The sequence below is a fragment of the Bradyrhizobium guangzhouense genome, from assembly GCF_004114955.1.
Taxonomy (GTDB): domain Bacteria; phylum Pseudomonadota; class Alphaproteobacteria; order Rhizobiales; family Xanthobacteraceae; genus Bradyrhizobium; species Bradyrhizobium guangzhouense.
Genome location: NZ_CP030053.1, coordinates 3,159,680 through 3,174,928, shown reverse-complemented (window position 1 = coordinate 3,174,928; position 15,249 = coordinate 3,159,680). Strand labels below are relative to the sequence as shown.

Annotated in this window: 12 protein-coding genes; 7 read left to right on the top strand and 5 right to left on the bottom strand. The window is 63.8% G+C overall.

What is annotated here, in order from left to right:
* Positions 1-22: 22 nt before the first annotated feature.
* Positions 23-1,039 carry a carbon-nitrogen hydrolase family protein gene (locus XH91_RS15335; protein WP_128951349.1) on the bottom strand — a complete coding sequence of 339 codons (1,017 nt, stop codon included), beginning with the start codon at positions 1,037-1,039 and terminating at the stop codon, positions 23-25.
* 207 nt (positions 1,040-1,246) lie between these two features.
* Here XH91_RS15335 and XH91_RS15330 point away from each other — a divergent pair, with 207 nt between their 5' ends.
* From XH91_RS15330 to XH91_RS15315, 5 genes are all read left to right on the top strand, one after another.
* Entirely contained in the window at positions 1,247-2,203 is a 957-nt protein-coding gene (locus XH91_RS15330) for an AraC-like ligand-binding domain-containing protein (RefSeq protein ID WP_128951348.1), read from the top strand.
* Positions 2,204-2,302: 99 nt separating this feature from the next.
* Positions 2,303-3,697 (top strand): methyl-accepting chemotaxis protein, encoded by a 1,395-nt coding sequence (locus XH91_RS15325; protein WP_128951347.1) that lies wholly within the window; start codon positions 2,303-2,305, stop codon positions 3,695-3,697.
* A 167-nt stretch (positions 3,698-3,864) separates the two neighbouring features.
* Entirely contained in the window at positions 3,865-4,890 is a 1,026-nt protein-coding gene (locus tag XH91_RS15320; RefSeq protein WP_128951346.1) for an aldo/keto reductase, read from the top strand.
* Positions 4,891-4,995: 105 nt separating this feature from the next.
* The gene (locus XH91_RS38835; protein ID WP_164934005.1) at positions 4,996-5,142 is read left to right on the top strand and encodes a hypothetical protein; all 147 of its coding nucleotides are present in this window, start codon (positions 4,996-4,998) and stop codon (positions 5,140-5,142) included.
* Between the two features lie 148 nt (positions 5,143-5,290).
* Positions 5,291-6,712 (top strand): MFS transporter, encoded by a 1,422-nt coding sequence (locus XH91_RS15315; protein WP_128951345.1) that lies wholly within the window; start codon positions 5,291-5,293, stop codon positions 6,710-6,712.
* Between the two features lie 76 nt (positions 6,713-6,788).
* Here XH91_RS15315 and clpA read toward each other — a convergent pair whose 3' ends face one another.
* The 3 genes from clpA to XH91_RS15300 all read right to left on the bottom strand — a co-directional run bounded on the left by clpA (position 6,789) and on the right by XH91_RS15300 (position 10,944).
* Positions 6,789-9,197: an ATP-dependent Clp protease ATP-binding subunit ClpA gene (gene clpA, locus XH91_RS15310; protein ID WP_128951344.1), complete on the bottom strand. Its 2,409-nt coding sequence runs from the start codon at positions 9,195-9,197 to the stop codon at positions 6,789-6,791.
* 294 nt (positions 9,198-9,491) lie between these two features.
* Complete coding sequence (clpS, locus tag XH91_RS15305) at positions 9,492-9,824, bottom strand: ATP-dependent Clp protease adapter ClpS (RefSeq protein ID WP_027530069.1); 333 nt, start codon at positions 9,822-9,824, stop codon at positions 9,492-9,494.
* A gap of 781 nt (positions 9,825-10,605) precedes the next feature.
* On the bottom strand, positions 10,606-10,944 hold the full coding sequence (locus XH91_RS15300) for a phasin family protein (RefSeq protein WP_128951342.1): 339 nt from the start codon (positions 10,942-10,944) through the stop codon (positions 10,606-10,608).
* A gap of 387 nt (positions 10,945-11,331) precedes the next feature.
* Between XH91_RS15300 and XH91_RS15295 the strand changes: the two genes are divergently transcribed.
* Entirely contained in the window at positions 11,332-13,128 is a 1,797-nt protein-coding gene (locus XH91_RS15295; RefSeq protein WP_128951341.1) for a serine hydrolase, read from the top strand.
* A 222-nt stretch (positions 13,129-13,350) separates the two neighbouring features.
* Here XH91_RS15295 and XH91_RS15290 read toward each other — a convergent pair whose 3' ends face one another.
* A complete protein-coding gene (locus XH91_RS15290) occupies positions 13,351-14,076 on the bottom strand; it encodes a DnaJ domain-containing protein (RefSeq protein ID WP_128951340.1) in 726 nt (241 codons plus the stop codon).
* A gap of 180 nt (positions 14,077-14,256) precedes the next feature.
* On the opposite strand from XH91_RS15290, the gene tehA reads away from it, so the two are divergent.
* Complete coding sequence (gene tehA / locus XH91_RS15285; protein WP_128951339.1) at positions 14,257-15,249, top strand: dicarboxylate transporter/tellurite-resistance protein TehA; 993 nt, start codon at positions 14,257-14,259, stop codon at positions 15,247-15,249.

Below are 15,249 nucleotides of genomic sequence, written 5' to 3'. Positions count from 1 at the left end.
ACCCTCCCCTCGATCTCGGTGATCAGTTCGCCGCCGCGGCAATGTCTGCGGGCTCGACGGTGTCGACCGGCAGCGCGAATTGTTCGACGCGTTTGTAGGGCTTCTTGTTGAGCAGCAGCCGCGTGACGTCGGGCCGCGAATAATGCCCGGCAGGATCGGCGGCGTTCTTGGCGACGCCGATGGCGCCGAGATCGATCTCGGCGATCAGCAGCCCCTCCTGGTCCGGCGCGAGCTTGTCGCCGATCTGGCTGCCGTCGGGGCCGTAGATCGCGGCAAAACCGCCACCGACATGCAGCAGCGCATTCTTGTCCGGCCGGTCGCAGAGCTCGTCGATCATGGCCTGCGACACCGTTGCGCAAGGCGCGAGCACGAAGCACGAGCCCTCCACAGCATAGACGCGCGAGGCGGCGTTGTTGACCTCGGCACCGAGCGCCGGCGCGAAGGGATCGTACAGCGAGAAGCTCGGCCAGGCCGCGACATGCACCTGCTCGTTCTGGGCGTACATGGCGTATTTCGACAGCGGCTGGAGATGCTCCCAGCAGCACAGCGCGCCGATGCGGCCAATGTCGGAGCGCGCATGGACCGCGAGATCGCTGCCATCGCCTTCGCCATAGACGGTCCGCTCGGCATGGGTCGGCCGCAATTTGCGGCGTTTTGCGATGGTTTCCCCATCGGGTCCGATCAGCCACTGCGCGAGGTAAAGGCTGCCGCCGTCGCGCTCGGACAGACCGATCACCGCGGTCAGCTTCGCCTTGTGCACGGCGTCGCGCAGTCGCTCCGCCTGCGAGCTGTCATAGGACAGCGAATTGTCGAAGTAGCGCTGCACGAAGCCGCGCCCGATCGCCCAGGCCGGCGAGTCCATCCAGATATGCCAGGGATAACCGGGGATGAACGCCTCCGGAAACGCGATCAGCTTGGCGCCCTTCTCGGCGGCCTCCCTGATCAGCGCGACCGACTTGTCGATCGAGGCGTCGAGGTCGAGCCAGGCGGGGGCCGCTTGCACCACCGCGACCTTGTATCTCGGATGTTCAATGCCCATTGCCACCTCCCTTGCAGGTTGATCCAAATCCACGTCCGATGCAGTCTATTGGGCCAAGCTGGGCGGCCGCGCGCTCGACCACGGCGGAACAAAAACTCGACTGGCAAGGATACTGGTAGGGATCGCGCCCCGGTACGGAACTTGCCTGCAGTGAGGTTGGATTTGCGCCACCATGCGGTTTGCTGGACGTGAAAGGGAGGCCTGACGATGACAATCCAGTTCACGACGGACGGCAGCCCCGGCTACCGGCGGCTCGCCCTCTGGCAGGACATCGTCTGCGACGTGTTCGTCGGGCTCGACTGCAAGTCCGACCTCGGCAGCGCTTTTCACGGCTCGGTCACCCAGGCCCCGCTCGGCAAAGCCGTCTGCTCCGAGGTCTGCTCCGAGCGCCAACACGTCTTCCGCACGCCCTCGCGCATCGCGCGTTCGGATCAAGACTACGTCCTCGTTGCACTGGGCAATCGCGGCGATGGCGGTGTGGTGCAGGACGGGCGCGACACCGTAATCCATCCCGGCGAGTTCGCGCTCTACGACACCACGCGTCCCTATGAGCTGAAGTTCAAGGACACATTCTCCCAGACCATCTTCAAGGTGCCACGCGAGATGTTGCAACGGCGGCTCGGCGGCACCGAGACGCTCACCGCGATCACGTTCGGAGCCGACGCACCGCTCGAGCGGCTCGCCTATGATTTCATCTTCCGCCTTTGCCAAAGCGCGGATCGGCTCGCGCCGGGCAGCGCGGCCGCACTCTCCGAGCAGGCGGTCGACTTGCTGGCGATGGCGCTGAGCGAACGGCTTGGCGGGACATCGCTGCCGTCCTCGACGCATCGCTCCGCGTTGCTCTACAGGCTCAAGGCCCATATCCGCGCGCACCTCGCCGATCCCGATCTCTCGCTGGCCGAGACAGCCGCTGGGCTTGGCATCTCGCCGCGCTACGTCAACGACCTCCTCGCCGACGATAGCACCTCGTTCCAGCGCCATGTGCTTGCCGAACGTCTGGCCCAATGCCGGCGCGACCTCGCCTCGCCCCTGCTCGCCCATCGCCACATCAGCGAGATCGCCTTTGCCTGGGGCTTCAACGATCTCTCGCATTTCGGCCGCGTCTTCCGCGAGCATTTCGGGATGTCGCCGCGCGACTTCAGGCAGAGCCAGCTGCGGCACTGAGAGGCTCGCTGCGGAATTCCGATAGGCAAATTCACGGGATCTTCAGCAGCGGCGGCGTAGAAATAATACCCGTCCACCAAAGCCGTCTCGGATCGACACATGTCCATTCTCGCTGTGATCAGCCGCAAGCGTCCGACACAATTCGCTGACGATGATCTCGCGGCGCCAGAACGACTGTCGACCACAGCGGATCGCGATGAGGCACTGGCCGCTTGGATCGAGGCCTTGATTGAGGGCAACTTCCTCGCGCCCGGCCACCGGGGCAGCGACCGTCTCTCCAATGCCGTCTCTAAGCTCGCAGCCAAGCTGGCTGACAATGCTTCAACGAGGCTCGATGGCATCGTGGACCTCAATGTTCAAAGCAATGAAACCGCGATTTCCGCGGCCCGGATGCTCACGGCTTGTCGAGACGTCGACCAGAGGACCCAGGCGCTCGCAGCAGCAAGCGAGGAGATGGTCGCCTCGGTTGGCCAGATCAGGATCAACGCAGAAGATGCGGCCGGCAGTGCAAACAGAATGAAATCGAGCGCCGACCAGGGCATGACGACCGTCCGGCAGGCGTCCAAGGCAATGGAGCGTGTCGAAGCGACGGCCAACGAAGCCTCCGACAAGATCGTGGCACTCAGCGCCGCCTCCGAGGAAATTGGCGCCATCGTCTCGTCGATCGACGCGATCGCAAAGCAGACCAATCTCCTGGCGCTGAATGCGACGATCGAAGCAGCGCGCGCCGGCGAAGCCGGGCGCGGCTTTGCCGTTGTCGCTTCAGAGGTCAAGGCACTTTCGCAGCAGACCGGCAAGGCAACCGAAGACATTCGTGACCGGATCCAGCGATTGAGAAACGAGGTCGAGCTGATCGTGGCCGCGATGTCGGACTGCAGGTCTGCGGCCGTCGAGAGCAAGAACGTCGTCGCACAGCTGGGCGAGGAGATGTCGCGCGTGGAAAGCCAGACGACCACACTCACTCACGGAATGCATGAGATCGCCAATATCCTCAATCAGCAGACCGGTGCATCTCGCGAGGTCGCCGAAGGTATTTCCGCGATCGCGCGAATGACCCAATCCAATGTCGAGCAGATCAAGAGCATATCCTCGCAGCTCGACGTCGGCCAGGGTATCGCCGGCCGGCAACTCCAGGATCTTGCCAGCCTGTCGTTCGACAACAAGATTCCGCGATTAGCCAAGGCGGATCACGTCATCTGGAAGAAGCGGCTCGCCGATATGGCAGTCGGGCGAGCGACGTTGAAGGTTGACGAGCTCGCCGATCATCATTCCTGCCGGCTCGGCAAATGGTACTACGGCGAAGGCTCCCTCGCGATGCGCAATCACCGGTCCTTTGGGCTGCTCGAAAGGCCGCATGCGGAGGTTCACGAACACGGCAAGCGCGCCGCCAAGCTGTTCGCGGACGGCGATCTCTCCGGCGCTCTCAGGGAGATTTCCATGGTTGAAGAAGCCTCTGTCGAAGTGCTCAGGCTCCTCGACGATCTGGCACGCTGAGACCCTGCTTGCGCGACGCGGACCCGCTGATCACAACAGCGTAACGAGTTCGTAGCTCCCTGAAGCAGAGCCGCCATGTGTGCATGTGGTGGCCCGACACGCCTGCCTGCACTACCATTCGCTTCCAAGGCCGCGCCGATCAAACAGCGGCCGTGAGGAGCAGTTCGATGGAATACCGACGCTTGGGCCGGTCCGGCCTCATGGTGCCCGCTTTGAGCCTCGGCACCGGCACGTTCGGCGGCGTCGGCCGCCTCGCGGCCTGGGGCACGACCGACGCGACGGAAGCACGGCGCCTTCTGGACATCTGCCTGGAGGCGGGCGTGTCGATGTTCGACACCGCCGACGTCTATTCGCTCGGAGAATCCGAGCGCGTGCTCGGCGAAGCCATCAAAGGGCGGCGCGACAAGGTGCTGGTCTCGACCAAGGCGACGTTCCGCTTCGGTGACGGACCCAACGATATCGGCTCGTCGCGGCAGCATCTGCTCGCGGCCATCGACGCTTCGCTCTACCGGCTCGGCACCGATTATATCGACCTGTTTCAGCTCCATGGCTTCGACGCGATGACGCCACCGGAAGAGGTGCTTGCAACCCTCGATGTGCTCGTGCGCGCCGGCAAGATCCGCTATGTCGGCGTCTCGAATTTCTCGGGCTGGCACCTGATGAAGTCGCTGTCCGTTGCCGACAAGCACGGCTTCCCGCGCTACGTCGCCAACCAGACCTACTATTCGCTGGTCGGGCGCGACTATGAGTGGGAGCTGATGCCGCTCGGCCTCGATCAGGGGTTGGGTGCCGTCGTCTGGTCACCACTCGGATGGGGTCGCCTCACTGGAAAGATCCGCCGCGGCCAGCCGAAACCTGAAGTGAGCCGTCTGCCTCAGACCGCCGATTTCGGGCCACCCGTACCAGACGAGCACGTCTATCGCGTCGTCGAGGCGATCGACGAGGTCGCCAAGGAGACCGGCAAGAGCGTCTCGCAGATCGCGCTGAACTGGCTGCTGCAGCGCCCGACCGTATCAACGCTGATCATCGGCGCGCGCAACGAAACGCAGCTGCGCGAGAATCTCGGCGCGGTCGGCTGGTCGCTGACCAGGGACCAGATCGCAAAGCTCGATGCCGCGAGCAAGGTAACGTTGCCCTATCCATACTGGCACCAGCGCGGGACGTTCTCCGACCGCAATCCGCCGCCGGTGTAATCGGCTCCGCGGCAAGGGCCGGCTTGATTTGAGCTGCATCAATCCGGTCCATGTTGATCGTGGCATCGTGCCGCCTTGCGAGGCAGCCCGATGCGCCGATTTGCCATGAAAGCCTTGTTCACGGCCCTCAATCTCGACCGCACTGAGCGGACGCGGATCGACTGGGATCGCCGCATCCTGATCTTCTCCACGGCCGTGACGATTGGGCTCGTTGCGCTCTACATCTTTGGCAAGGCGACGTCGCGCTGGTGAGGGCGCGAATGGCGTGCCGATCCATGCTCCCAGCGCCGCCAGGCCTGCTCCCGGCACAGGAACCGTCCGTGTCCTGCCGGGTTGCGATGGACAGCGCAATTTCCTAATCGAGGGGACACTCACGGCTCGAATCAAGCACGCATCCCCCATGTCGTCTGTCCCGATCGAACATGCCGACGGCCTGCCGCAACCCCAGCGCAACCAGGCGGTGCTGACGATTGCGCTCGGCATCATCATGGCCGTCGTCGACAGCGCCATCGCCAATGTCGCGCTGCCGACGATCGCGACCGACCTGAACGCGAGCCCGGCTTTCTCGATCTGGATTGTCAACGGCTATCAGCTTGCGATCACGATCTCGCTGTTGCCGCTGGCATCGCTCGGCGAGATCATCGGCTATCGCCGCGTCTATCTGGTCGGGCTCGTACTGTTCACGCTCGCATCCGCCTTCTGCGCGTTGGCGCATACGCTGCCGCTGCTCACGATCGCCCGCATCTTCCAGGGGTTCGGCGCGGCCGGTATCATGAGTGTCAACTCGGCGCTGGTCCGCTTCACCTATCCGCGCAGCCTGCTCGGCCGCGGCATCGGGCTTAATGCGCTCGTCGTCGCCTTCTCCGCGGCGGTCGGGCCGACGCTCGCCGCGGGCATCCTCGCGGTCGGCAGCTGGCCCTGGCTGTTCGCCATCAATGTGCCGCTCGGCGTGGTCACGCTGGTGCTCGGCCTGCGCAGCCTGCCGCATACGACCCCGGCGAGCCATTCCTTCGACTGGCAGAGCGCGGGACTCTCGGCGATCACCTTCGGCGTCGGCATCGCCGCGATCGACAGCGTCGGCCACGGCGAGGCGACGATCACCTGCCTCGTCCAATTTGCCATCGCGATCATTGCCGGCGCGTTGCTCATCTATCGCGAGACGCATATGAAGTCGCCGCTGCTGCCGGTCGACCTGTTGCGCATTCCGGTATTCGGACTGTCGATTGCGACCTCGATCGCCTCGTTCTGCGGGCAGATGCTGGCCTTCGTCGCGATCCCCTTCTACCTGCAGAGCCGCTTCGGCTATTCGGCCGTGCATATGGGTCTGTTGATAACCCCATGGCCGATCGCGGTGGCGTGCGCGGCTCCCCTCGCCGGTCGCCTGGTCGAGCTTTATCCGGCCGGTCTGCTCGGCGGCATCGGGCTGACGCTGTTTGCCTGTGGCCTTGGCACACTCGCTTTCCTTCCGGAAAGCCCGACACCGCTCGATGTGGTCTGGCGGATGGCGCTGGCGGGCGCCGGCTTTGGCTTGTTCCAGACGCCCAACAACCGCACCATGATCGCAGCCGCGCCGCGCGAGCGCGCTGGCGGGGCCAGCGGCATGCTGGGCACCGCGCGCCTGCTCGGCCAGACCACTGGCGCGGCGCTCGTTGCGCTATGCCTCGGCCGCTATCCCGTCGACGGGACTCGAATCGCCCTCCTCGCCGGCGTCGGATTTGCGCTCTGCGGCGCCGTGCTGAGCATGTTGCGGCTATCGCCGGCCGGCGCACGCGGCGCCGAACATGTCCGTGTGCAGGACGATCAGCGCCTGCGCGGCGATTAACACCGCCCATCACAGACGGCGACCCAAACAAAAAGGCCGGCTTCTCAGCCGGCCTTTTCGATTCATGATGCGCCGATCAAGCCTTGACCAGCGGGCCCTTCGAGGTCGGCCCCTTGGAGCCGCCGGGGCCGCCCGGCTTGTTGGGCTTGCCCGGCGGACGCTTGCGGGCGGGCAGCTTTTCCTGCTTCGGGGTGACCGGACCCTCGACAAACTCGAAACCGATCTTTTCCTTGGTCTCGTCGGCCTCGTCCTTGACCAGGACGACGCGGACGTGGCCACCCCCCTTGAGCTTGCCGAACAGCACCTCGTCGGCCAGCGGCTTCTTGATGTGCTCCTGGATGACACGGGCCATCGGCCGTGCACCCATCTGCTCGTCATAGCCATGCTGGACCAGCCAGGCCTTGGCGGGCTCGGACAGCTCGATGGTGACGTCGCGATCGCCGAGCTGCGCCTCGAGTTGAAGCACGAACTTCTCCACCACGGTGCCGATCACCTCGACGCTGAGATGGCCGAACGAGACGATGGCATCGAGACGATTGCGGAATTCCGGCGCGAACTGCCGGTTGATGGCCTCGTGGTCGTCCCCTTCCCGCTTGGAGCGCGTGAAGCCGAACGCCTGCTTGGCGAGATCCGAAGCGCCCGCATTCGTGGTCATGATCAGGATCACGTTGCGGAAGTTGACCTGCTTGCCGTTGTGGTCGGTGAGCCGGCCGTGGTCCATGATCTGGAGCAGCACGTTGTAGAGGTCGGGATGAGCCTTCTCGATTTCGTCCAGCAGCACCACGCAATGCGGGTGCTGGTCGACGCCGTCGGTGAGCAGGCCGCCCTGGTCGAACCCGACATAGCCGGGAGGCGCACCGATCAGACGCGACACGGTGTGCCGCTCCATGTATTCCGACATGTCGAAGCGCAGCAGCTCGACGCCCAGCGACGCCGCGAGCTGTTTTGCAACTTCGGTCTTGCCGACGCCGGTCGGACCGGAGAACAGGTAGCAGCCGATCGGCTTCTCCGGCTCGCGCAGGCCGGCTCGCGCCAGCTTGATCGACGCCGCGAGCGACTCGATCGCCTTGTCCTGGCCGAACACGGTGCGCTTCAAGGTCTGCTCGAGATGCTTGAGCACCTCTGCATCGTCCTTCGACACGCTCTTCGGCGGGATCCGCGCCATCGAGGCGATCGTGGTCTCGATCTCCTTGATGCCGATCGTCTTCTTGCGCTTGTTCTCGGCGACCAGCATCTGCGCCGCGCCGGACTCGTCGATCACGTCGATCGCCTTGTCGGGCAGCTTGCGGTCGTGGATGTAGCGCGAGGACAGCTGCACCGCAGCCTCGATCGCCTCATTGGTGTATTTCAGCCGGTGGTAGTCTTCGAAATACGGCTTGAGACCCTTGAGGATCGCGATGGCATCCTCGACCGTCGGCTCGTTGATGTCGATCTTCTGGAAGCGCCGCACCAGCGCGCGGTCCTTCTCGAAGTGCTGACGGTATTCCTTGTAGGTGGTCGAGCCCATGCAGCGGATCGTGCCCGAGGCGAGCGCAGGCTTGAGCAGGTTCGAAGCATCCATCGCGCCGCCCGACGTCGCACCCGCACCGATCACGGTGTGGATCTCGTCGATGAACAAAATGGCGTTGGGATGCGCCTCGAGCTCCTTCAGCACCTGCTTCAGGCGCTCCTCGAAGTCACCGCGATACCGCGTGCCCGCGAGCAGCGTGCCCATGTCGAGCGAGAATACGGTCGCAGCCGCCAGAACTTCCGGCACTTCGCTGTCGACGATGCGCTTGGCGAGGCCCTCCGCGATCGCGGTCTTGCCGACGCCGGCCTCGCCCACGAACAGCGGATTGTTCTTCTGCCGGCGGCACAACACCTGGATCGCACGGTTGATCTCGGAATTGCGTCCGATCACCGGGTCTATCTTGCCGTCACGTGCCTTCTTGTTGAGGTTGACGCAATAGGTCTCGAGCGCCTCGCCTTTCTTCTTGGAGTCCTCGTTGCCCTTGGTCTCGGTTTCCTCGTCGACGCCGCGCACAGGCCGCGCCTCCGAGACGCCCGGCCGCTTGGCGATGCCGTGGCTGATGTAGTTGACGGCGTCATAGCGCGTCATGTCCTGCTCCTGCAGGAAGTACGCAGCATGGCTCTCGCGCTCGGCGAAGATCGCAATCAACACGTTCGCGCCGGTCACCTCTTCGCGACCGGAGGACTGCACGTGGATCACCGCGCGCTGGATCACACGCTGGAATCCGGCCGTCGGCTTGGCGTCGTCGGCGCCATCCGTCACCAGATTCTCGAATTCGGTTTCAAGATAATTAACGAGACTCGTGCGCAGCTTGTCGAGATCAACGCTGCAGGCACGCATGACGGCGGCCGCGTCGGAATCATCGATCAATGAAAGCAGGAGATGCTCGAGCGTCGCGTATTGGTGATGACGCTCATTGGCGATCGCCAGCGCACGATGCAGGGATTGTTCAAGGCTTTGGGAAAAAGTCGGCATTCGCGTCCTCTATGGCCCCCACCATCATGATCGCCATCGCCCGGTCAGGCAACAACAACCTTTGTCACATATAGTTATACAAGACCGCGGCAAAAGACCGGTTCCGCGACTCAAATGGGCATTGCGCGCCCACGCCATACTCGATGCAAAACCCGTTCCGATTTGGGCAGAACTACCCATTTGGGCAGGATTGACGCCGGCACTGAGATCCGCCGGATCATGCCGCAGCATGCGCTGACGTCACACACCGCACGAACAGAATAAATCTAAAGAACTCTGGATTCGAACGCGCGGTTACTTCTTTTCCATCACGCATTGCAGCGGATGCTGGTGCTTGCGGGCGAAATCCATCACCTGCGTCACCTTGGTCTCGGCAATCTCGTAGGTGAACACACCGCACTCGCCGATCCCGTGATGATGGACATGCAGCATGATCTTGGTCGCCGCTTCAACGTCCTTCTGGAAGAACTTCTCCAGCACATGGACCACGAATTCCATCGGCGTGTAATCGTCGTTCAGGATCAGCACACGATAGAGGTTGGGCCGCTTGGTCTTGGGCTTGACCTTGGTGATGACAGACGTGTTCGGACCCGCCGGGCCACCGGAACGGTTCTCGTCGTTGCTCATCCGGGGAGCATGGGCGGCGTCGGCCGCGGACAGGTCTCGTCTGGAAGTCAATTGCAGCATGGCTCAGGCGTTCAAATTCCCCACGGAAGCGTATGACGGTCCGTCGCGCTGCCCACACGCGTGGGTTTCGCTCCGGCGCGCCGCCTTGTCGGATCGCCGCTTCCAACCGGTCCGGCCGAGCCGGATCGATTGCAGGCAATATGGGCCCGCCCCCGGCTCGCCGCAAGCGTGCAAAGGCCCAGCCGATGCGCGGCCGCGGCACCACCGATTCCCGGTCCGGGCGATCCTGGACAAGGTTAGTCAATCCGGACCGGTTTGACAAAAACTTCCCGCCGCCCTGTTCAGAACATGCTGATCAGGAACCTGACGCCGACATGACCGCGGCGCTTTGGCACGGCCATTTCTCCGGGTTTCTACGGTCCGATTTACTGGTCGTTGATGTCAGTGCTGCGGAATGTCACGGTCACCGCGGCCTACACCCGCGAGTATGCCCATGAGCTCGACCATCCAGCTCACCCGCGACGACAAACGTCATGCTCGGCGTCACGGGATCGATGGCCGATGCCGGCGTTACAGACGGCTGCGAAGAGGTCTGATCGATCAGTCAGCGCCCTCGCCAAGACTGACGACAACATCAGTTCGCGCACTTCGAACCCATCTTCATGCGTGAACACCGGCAAGCGCACCTTCGGCAGCGAGGTGCGCTTGACCAGAGCCTCGTGCAAACGAAAAAAGCCCGGCTGATACAGCCGGGCTTCGTGATCTCAGGAAGTTCAGAAAATTACTGGGCAGCCGGGGTGAACTTCGACACGACCGTCTCAACCGGCTTGAACGCCTGCTTGGCGAGGTCGCTGTAGAGGCCGGCGATCTTCTGCGATTCCGCGACGAAGGTCTCGTAGGCGGAACGGGCGAAATCGGTCTGCGCTTCAAGCGCCTTGTCCAGCGACTTCACGCCGGAGAGCTTCTCGACGTAAGACTTGGTGTCTTCGAACGACTTCTTGGTGTAGTCGCCATAGGCGCTGGCGATGGCTTGGAGGCCGTGCTGCACCGAGGTTGCGGAGGCAACGCAGGTCTCGAAATGCTCTTTCCCGTAGTTCTGAAAGTCTTCAACCTTGAACATCTTGGAATCCTTTTCCCTGGCTCGCGTCCGGAAGCCCCGGCTCCCTGACTCTGCCCACAATTAGTGCAATGCACAAAAAAGTCAAGAATCTTGTGCGACGCACAAAATTGGACGCAAGTTACGGAAATTCCCGGGCTTTCCCGCAAGGGTTTCTTAAGGTTTTGGAAACCGCAGCACCCTACCCTGATTCCCTGGACGTGTTCACTTCCACAGGCGGCCAAAAGCCGTTTGAGAACATCACCTTAGCCAGAATAGCGGCTCAGGCCCAAGGTCCCCCGCAGTGAACACCAGCGGAGGGACAGCCTGAGCAGGTAATGATCCCGGGTCCGCAGGGCACAATTTCGCCTCACGAGCCGGTGATCAAGTCACAAACGGGGACGGGGTTCCATGCTTCGTAGCAACTGGTCTTCCTCGCGCTTGGCGCGGGTTGGCGTTTTCGGGCTTCTCACGGTCACCACAGCCGTCATCTTCACGACCGATGCAGCCGACGCACGGCGCTACCGGCGCCACTATGCGCACCACCGGGTGCATCACGAGGCCTCCGAGAGCTACAGCCCGCAATTCGCGTCGATCATCGTCGACGGTAATTCCGGTGCGGTGCTGCAATCGACCAGCCCCGACGGTCTTCGCCATCCGGCCTCGCTCACCAAGATCATGACGCTCTATCTGCTGTTCGAGCGGCTTGAGTCCGGCAAGATGAAGCTCGACACCGAGATGCCGGTATCGCAGCACGCCGCTGACCAAGATCCGACCAAGCTGAACCTGCATGCCGGTCAGACCATCCGCGTCGAGGACGCGATCAAGGGGCTCGTCACCCGCTCGGCCAATGACGCCGCCGTCGTGATCGCTGAAGCGATCGGCGGCACCGAGGACGATTTTGCCGCGATGATGACGCGCAAGGCGCGTGCACTCGGCATGTCCAAGACGATTTACCGCAACGCCAATGGCCTGCCCAACGACGAGCAGGTGACCACCGCGCGCGACCAGGCGACGCTCGGCCGCGCCATCCAGGAGCGCTTCCCGCGTTACTATCGCTACTTCTCGACCACCTCGTTCACCTGGCGTGGCGAGCAGATCCGCAACCACAATCACCTGCTCGGCAGCGTCGAGGGCGTCGACGGCATCAAGACCGGTTATACCCGCGCCTCCGGCTTCAATCTCGTGACCTCGATCCGACGTGGCAACCGCCACCTCATCGGCGTGGTGCTTGGTGGTCGCAGCGGCGGTTCGCGCGACGCTATTATGCGCAATCTGCTCGCCGAGAACCTCGAAAAGGGCGCAACCACCCACACGGTGGCCGCAGTGACCGAGCGCAATGGTGCCGATGCCAACATCGACGTCGCCGATGCATCGGAGACCCCGGCCCGCCCCGTCCCGCCGGTCCAGATCGCAGCCGCTCCTGCTCCCGAGTCCCCCGCGCCGCGTCCCGCCTCCCGCCTCGCTGCGCTTGCAGCCGCGACCGCCGCGATGCCGCCGGCTCAACCCAAGCCTGAAGCCAGGGCCACCGAGTCCAAGATCGAGCCCGCACCTCTCACCAACGGCGTGATCTCGAGCCAGCCGCTTGCCCTCATTCCGGGTTCGTCCGAGCCGATGAAGCCGGTCCGAGTTAAGACGGTTCAAGTCAAGGCCGGCGCCGTCAGGGTCGCCTCCGCCGCCCCGACACAGGTCGCACCGCAGGTCACCAATACGATTTCGCCCCGCGGTGACGTCGCCGAGACGTCTGGCGCCGTCGTGGCGAGGGCCGACCTCGTCAACAAGCCGGAGCCGGCCCGCGCCGAACTGCCGCCGCAGCCGGCTGGCTTCGGCACCGGCAACGGCGTCCTCGGCGTGCTGCCCGCGGCCACCGCTGCGGCATCGGCGCCGGTTGCCAGGCTTGCCTCCGCCGATCCGTCCCCGCAGCCGATCCAGATGAGCGCCGCCAAGCCGGTCGTCACTCATAGCGGCTGGATCGTCCAGGTCGGCGCGCTCGAGAGCGAGAGCGAGGCCCAGCAGCGCATCGAAACCGCGCGCAACTCGGCCCGCGGTCTGCTCAGCAAGGCCGATCCGTTCACCGAGCCTGTCGTCGCCAGGGACAATCGCAAGCTCTACCGCGCCCGCTTTGCCGGGCTCGAACGGGACCAGGCCGAAGCGGTGTGCCGGGCGCTGAAGCGCGCCGACATCTCCTGCATGACCGTCCGCAACTGATCGCTGATCCTCTCGAACAAAATGCCCGCGCCTTGCGCGGGCATTTCTGCTTTTGGGACGTCGTGGCGCTGCAGGCTGTTCCGCGACAACCTCTCGTCAAGAATTTACGGTTAAAACTTTGCTCAAGGGATCGACCACGCCGACAGAGGCGGGCATCGGGGCGACGGCAAACAGAGCAAGCGGGGCTCACACGGTACGGGCGTTTGTGGCGTGGTGCCGGAGTTAGCCGTTATGCGTACGAAGCAGAGTATCCTTGGCCTCGTTTACCCGGGCAGCGAGGTACGTCGAGCCCCCCTGATCGGGATGCAGTTTCTTCATGAGGGACTTGTGCGCCCGGCCGATGTCGTCGCGCCCCGCCCCCGGCTGCAAGCCAAGGATCTGATAGGCTTCCTCCGCCGTCATTTTGCCGCTCGCCGCCGTGCGGCGCTGCCTCCCTGCCGCGTCGCCCTGCGCGTTCTGACGCCAGGCGGGAAACCGGCGGTCCAGATAGCTTTCAAGTAAGGCGACGCTCTCGGAATCGAACGCCGGGACCATCGCCAGAAGGCCTGCAAGATCGAACTCATCGAGACTGCGCCCGGCGTGAGGCCCGGCGACGATCTGGCCCGAGAGCGCGCCGGAATCATGGTCGAGCCGCATATCCAGGAATTGTGACCGCACGCGCGAGGCCTGGCCGGATGAGCGCGATGCGCCACCTCCAAACAAGCCCCCGACATTGCCAAAGCCCGCATTCGCGAGCGGCGTCCAGCCAAGCAAACCAGCCCCGAATAGTCCGAGCGGGATCGCCACCGCCAGTTCGCCCCGCAGGCCTGTGAAGGCTGCCACCGCAAGCGCGACCACGCCGCCTCCTACCTTGATGGCGCGGGCCAGCACTGCCGGATTGGCGGCACGGAACATCTGGAGCAGCAAATAGAGCGTGATAACGGCGACGAGGCCGGCGATCAGAGTCATGGCGTGACTATAGTCGTCCTCTTGTCAAAAAGCATGGTGTCCTTCCCTCGGTCCACGATCGGACCGTGACACAAGCCGTTGTCTTGCCTTAAGCAGTTGACCCCATCATTCCGGCACTCTCGACAGCAGCCAAGGTCGCATTATGACCTTGGGAATGATGAGGAGGCTTGGGGAAAGACGATGAGCAAGGGATTCAAGCCGCCAATCGTGCCGGCGGCCTTCTTCGGTATTGTCCTGGGCCTTGCAGGTCTCGGCAACGCCTGGCGTGCGGCACACCAGGTCTGGCAGTTTCCCGCGATCATCGGCGAAACCATTCTCGCCGTCGCCTCGATCGTCTGGGCGGTTCTGATCGCGCTATTCGGGCTGCGCTGGATTTTTGCGCGCGCCGAGTCGCTCGGTGAAGCGCATCACCCGGTCCAGTGCTGCTTCATCGGCCTCGCCGGCGTCTCCACAATGCTGATCGCGCTCGCCGCAGAGCCCTATTCGCACCTTACCGCCATGATCCTGTTCGGGGTCGGCGCCGCGTTTACGCTCGGTTTCGCACTGTGGCGAACGGGACTGTTGTGGCGCGGCAACCGCGATCACACGGCGACAACGCCGGTCCTCTATTTGCCGACCGTTGCGGGCGGCTTCGTCACGGCGGGCGTCTCAGCGACGCTCGGCTCGCCGGATTGGGGGCAGCTCGCCTTCGGCGTGGCGTTGTTCTCCTGGTTCGCGATCGAATCCGTGCTGTTGCACCGTCTCTATACCGTCGAGACGCTTCCCATCGCGCTGCGTCCGACGCTCGGCATTCAACTTGCGCCTCCCGTGGTCGGCGCGGTCGCCTATCTCGCAATCAATGGCGGCGTCCCGGACATGTTCGCGCATATCCTCATCGGCTATGGGCTGATGATGGCGCTCCTCCTGGTTCGATTGTTGCCCTGGATCATGGAGCAACCGTTCTCGGTGTCCTATTGGAGCTTCACCTTCGGCGCCACTGCGCTTGCGATTGCGCCAATCCGGATGGTCGGGCACGGCGACACCGGCGCGATTGCTCTGCTCGCGCCTTATCTGTTCGCCGCCGCCAACATCGTGGTCGGACTGATTGCGCTCGGCACGCTGCGTCTGATTGCGCAGGGGCGCCTGCTGCCGCCCGTCGCAGCTTCGCCCCCGGCGCAAGCCGCGACGGCTTGA

Bases quoted from the DNA above. Each gene is read 5' to 3' on its own strand.
- XH91_RS15335 (WP_128951349.1), bottom strand. From the start codon at position 1,039: ATGGGCATTGAACATCCGAGATACAAGGTCGCGGTGGTGCAAGCGGCC.
- XH91_RS15330 (WP_128951348.1), top strand. From the start codon at position 1,247: ATGACAATCCAGTTCACGACGGACGGCAGCCCCGGCTACCGGCGGCTC.
- XH91_RS15325 (WP_128951347.1), top strand. From the start codon at position 2,303: ATGTCCATTCTCGCTGTGATCAGCCGCAAGCGTCCGACACAATTCGCT.
- XH91_RS15320 (WP_128951346.1), top strand. From the start codon at position 3,865: ATGGAATACCGACGCTTGGGCCGGTCCGGCCTCATGGTGCCCGCTTTG.
- XH91_RS38835 (WP_164934005.1), top strand. From the start codon at position 4,996: ATGAAAGCCTTGTTCACGGCCCTCAATCTCGACCGCACTGAGCGGACG.
- XH91_RS15315 (WP_128951345.1), top strand. From the start codon at position 5,291: ATGTCGTCTGTCCCGATCGAACATGCCGACGGCCTGCCGCAACCCCAG.
- clpA (WP_128951344.1), bottom strand. From the start codon at position 9,197: ATGCCGACTTTTTCCCAAAGCCTTGAACAATCCCTGCATCGTGCGCTG.
- clpS (WP_027530069.1), bottom strand. From the start codon at position 9,824: ATGAGCAACGACGAGAACCGTTCCGGTGGCCCGGCGGGTCCGAACACG.
- XH91_RS15300 (WP_128951342.1), bottom strand. From the start codon at position 10,944: ATGTTCAAGGTTGAAGACTTTCAGAACTACGGGAAAGAGCATTTCGAG.
- XH91_RS15295 (WP_128951341.1), top strand. From the start codon at position 11,332: ATGCTTCGTAGCAACTGGTCTTCCTCGCGCTTGGCGCGGGTTGGCGTT.
- XH91_RS15290 (WP_128951340.1), bottom strand. From the start codon at position 14,076: ATGACTCTGATCGCCGGCCTCGTCGCCGTTATCACGCTCTATTTGCTG.
- tehA (WP_128951339.1), top strand. From the start codon at position 14,257: ATGAGCAAGGGATTCAAGCCGCCAATCGTGCCGGCGGCCTTCTTCGGT.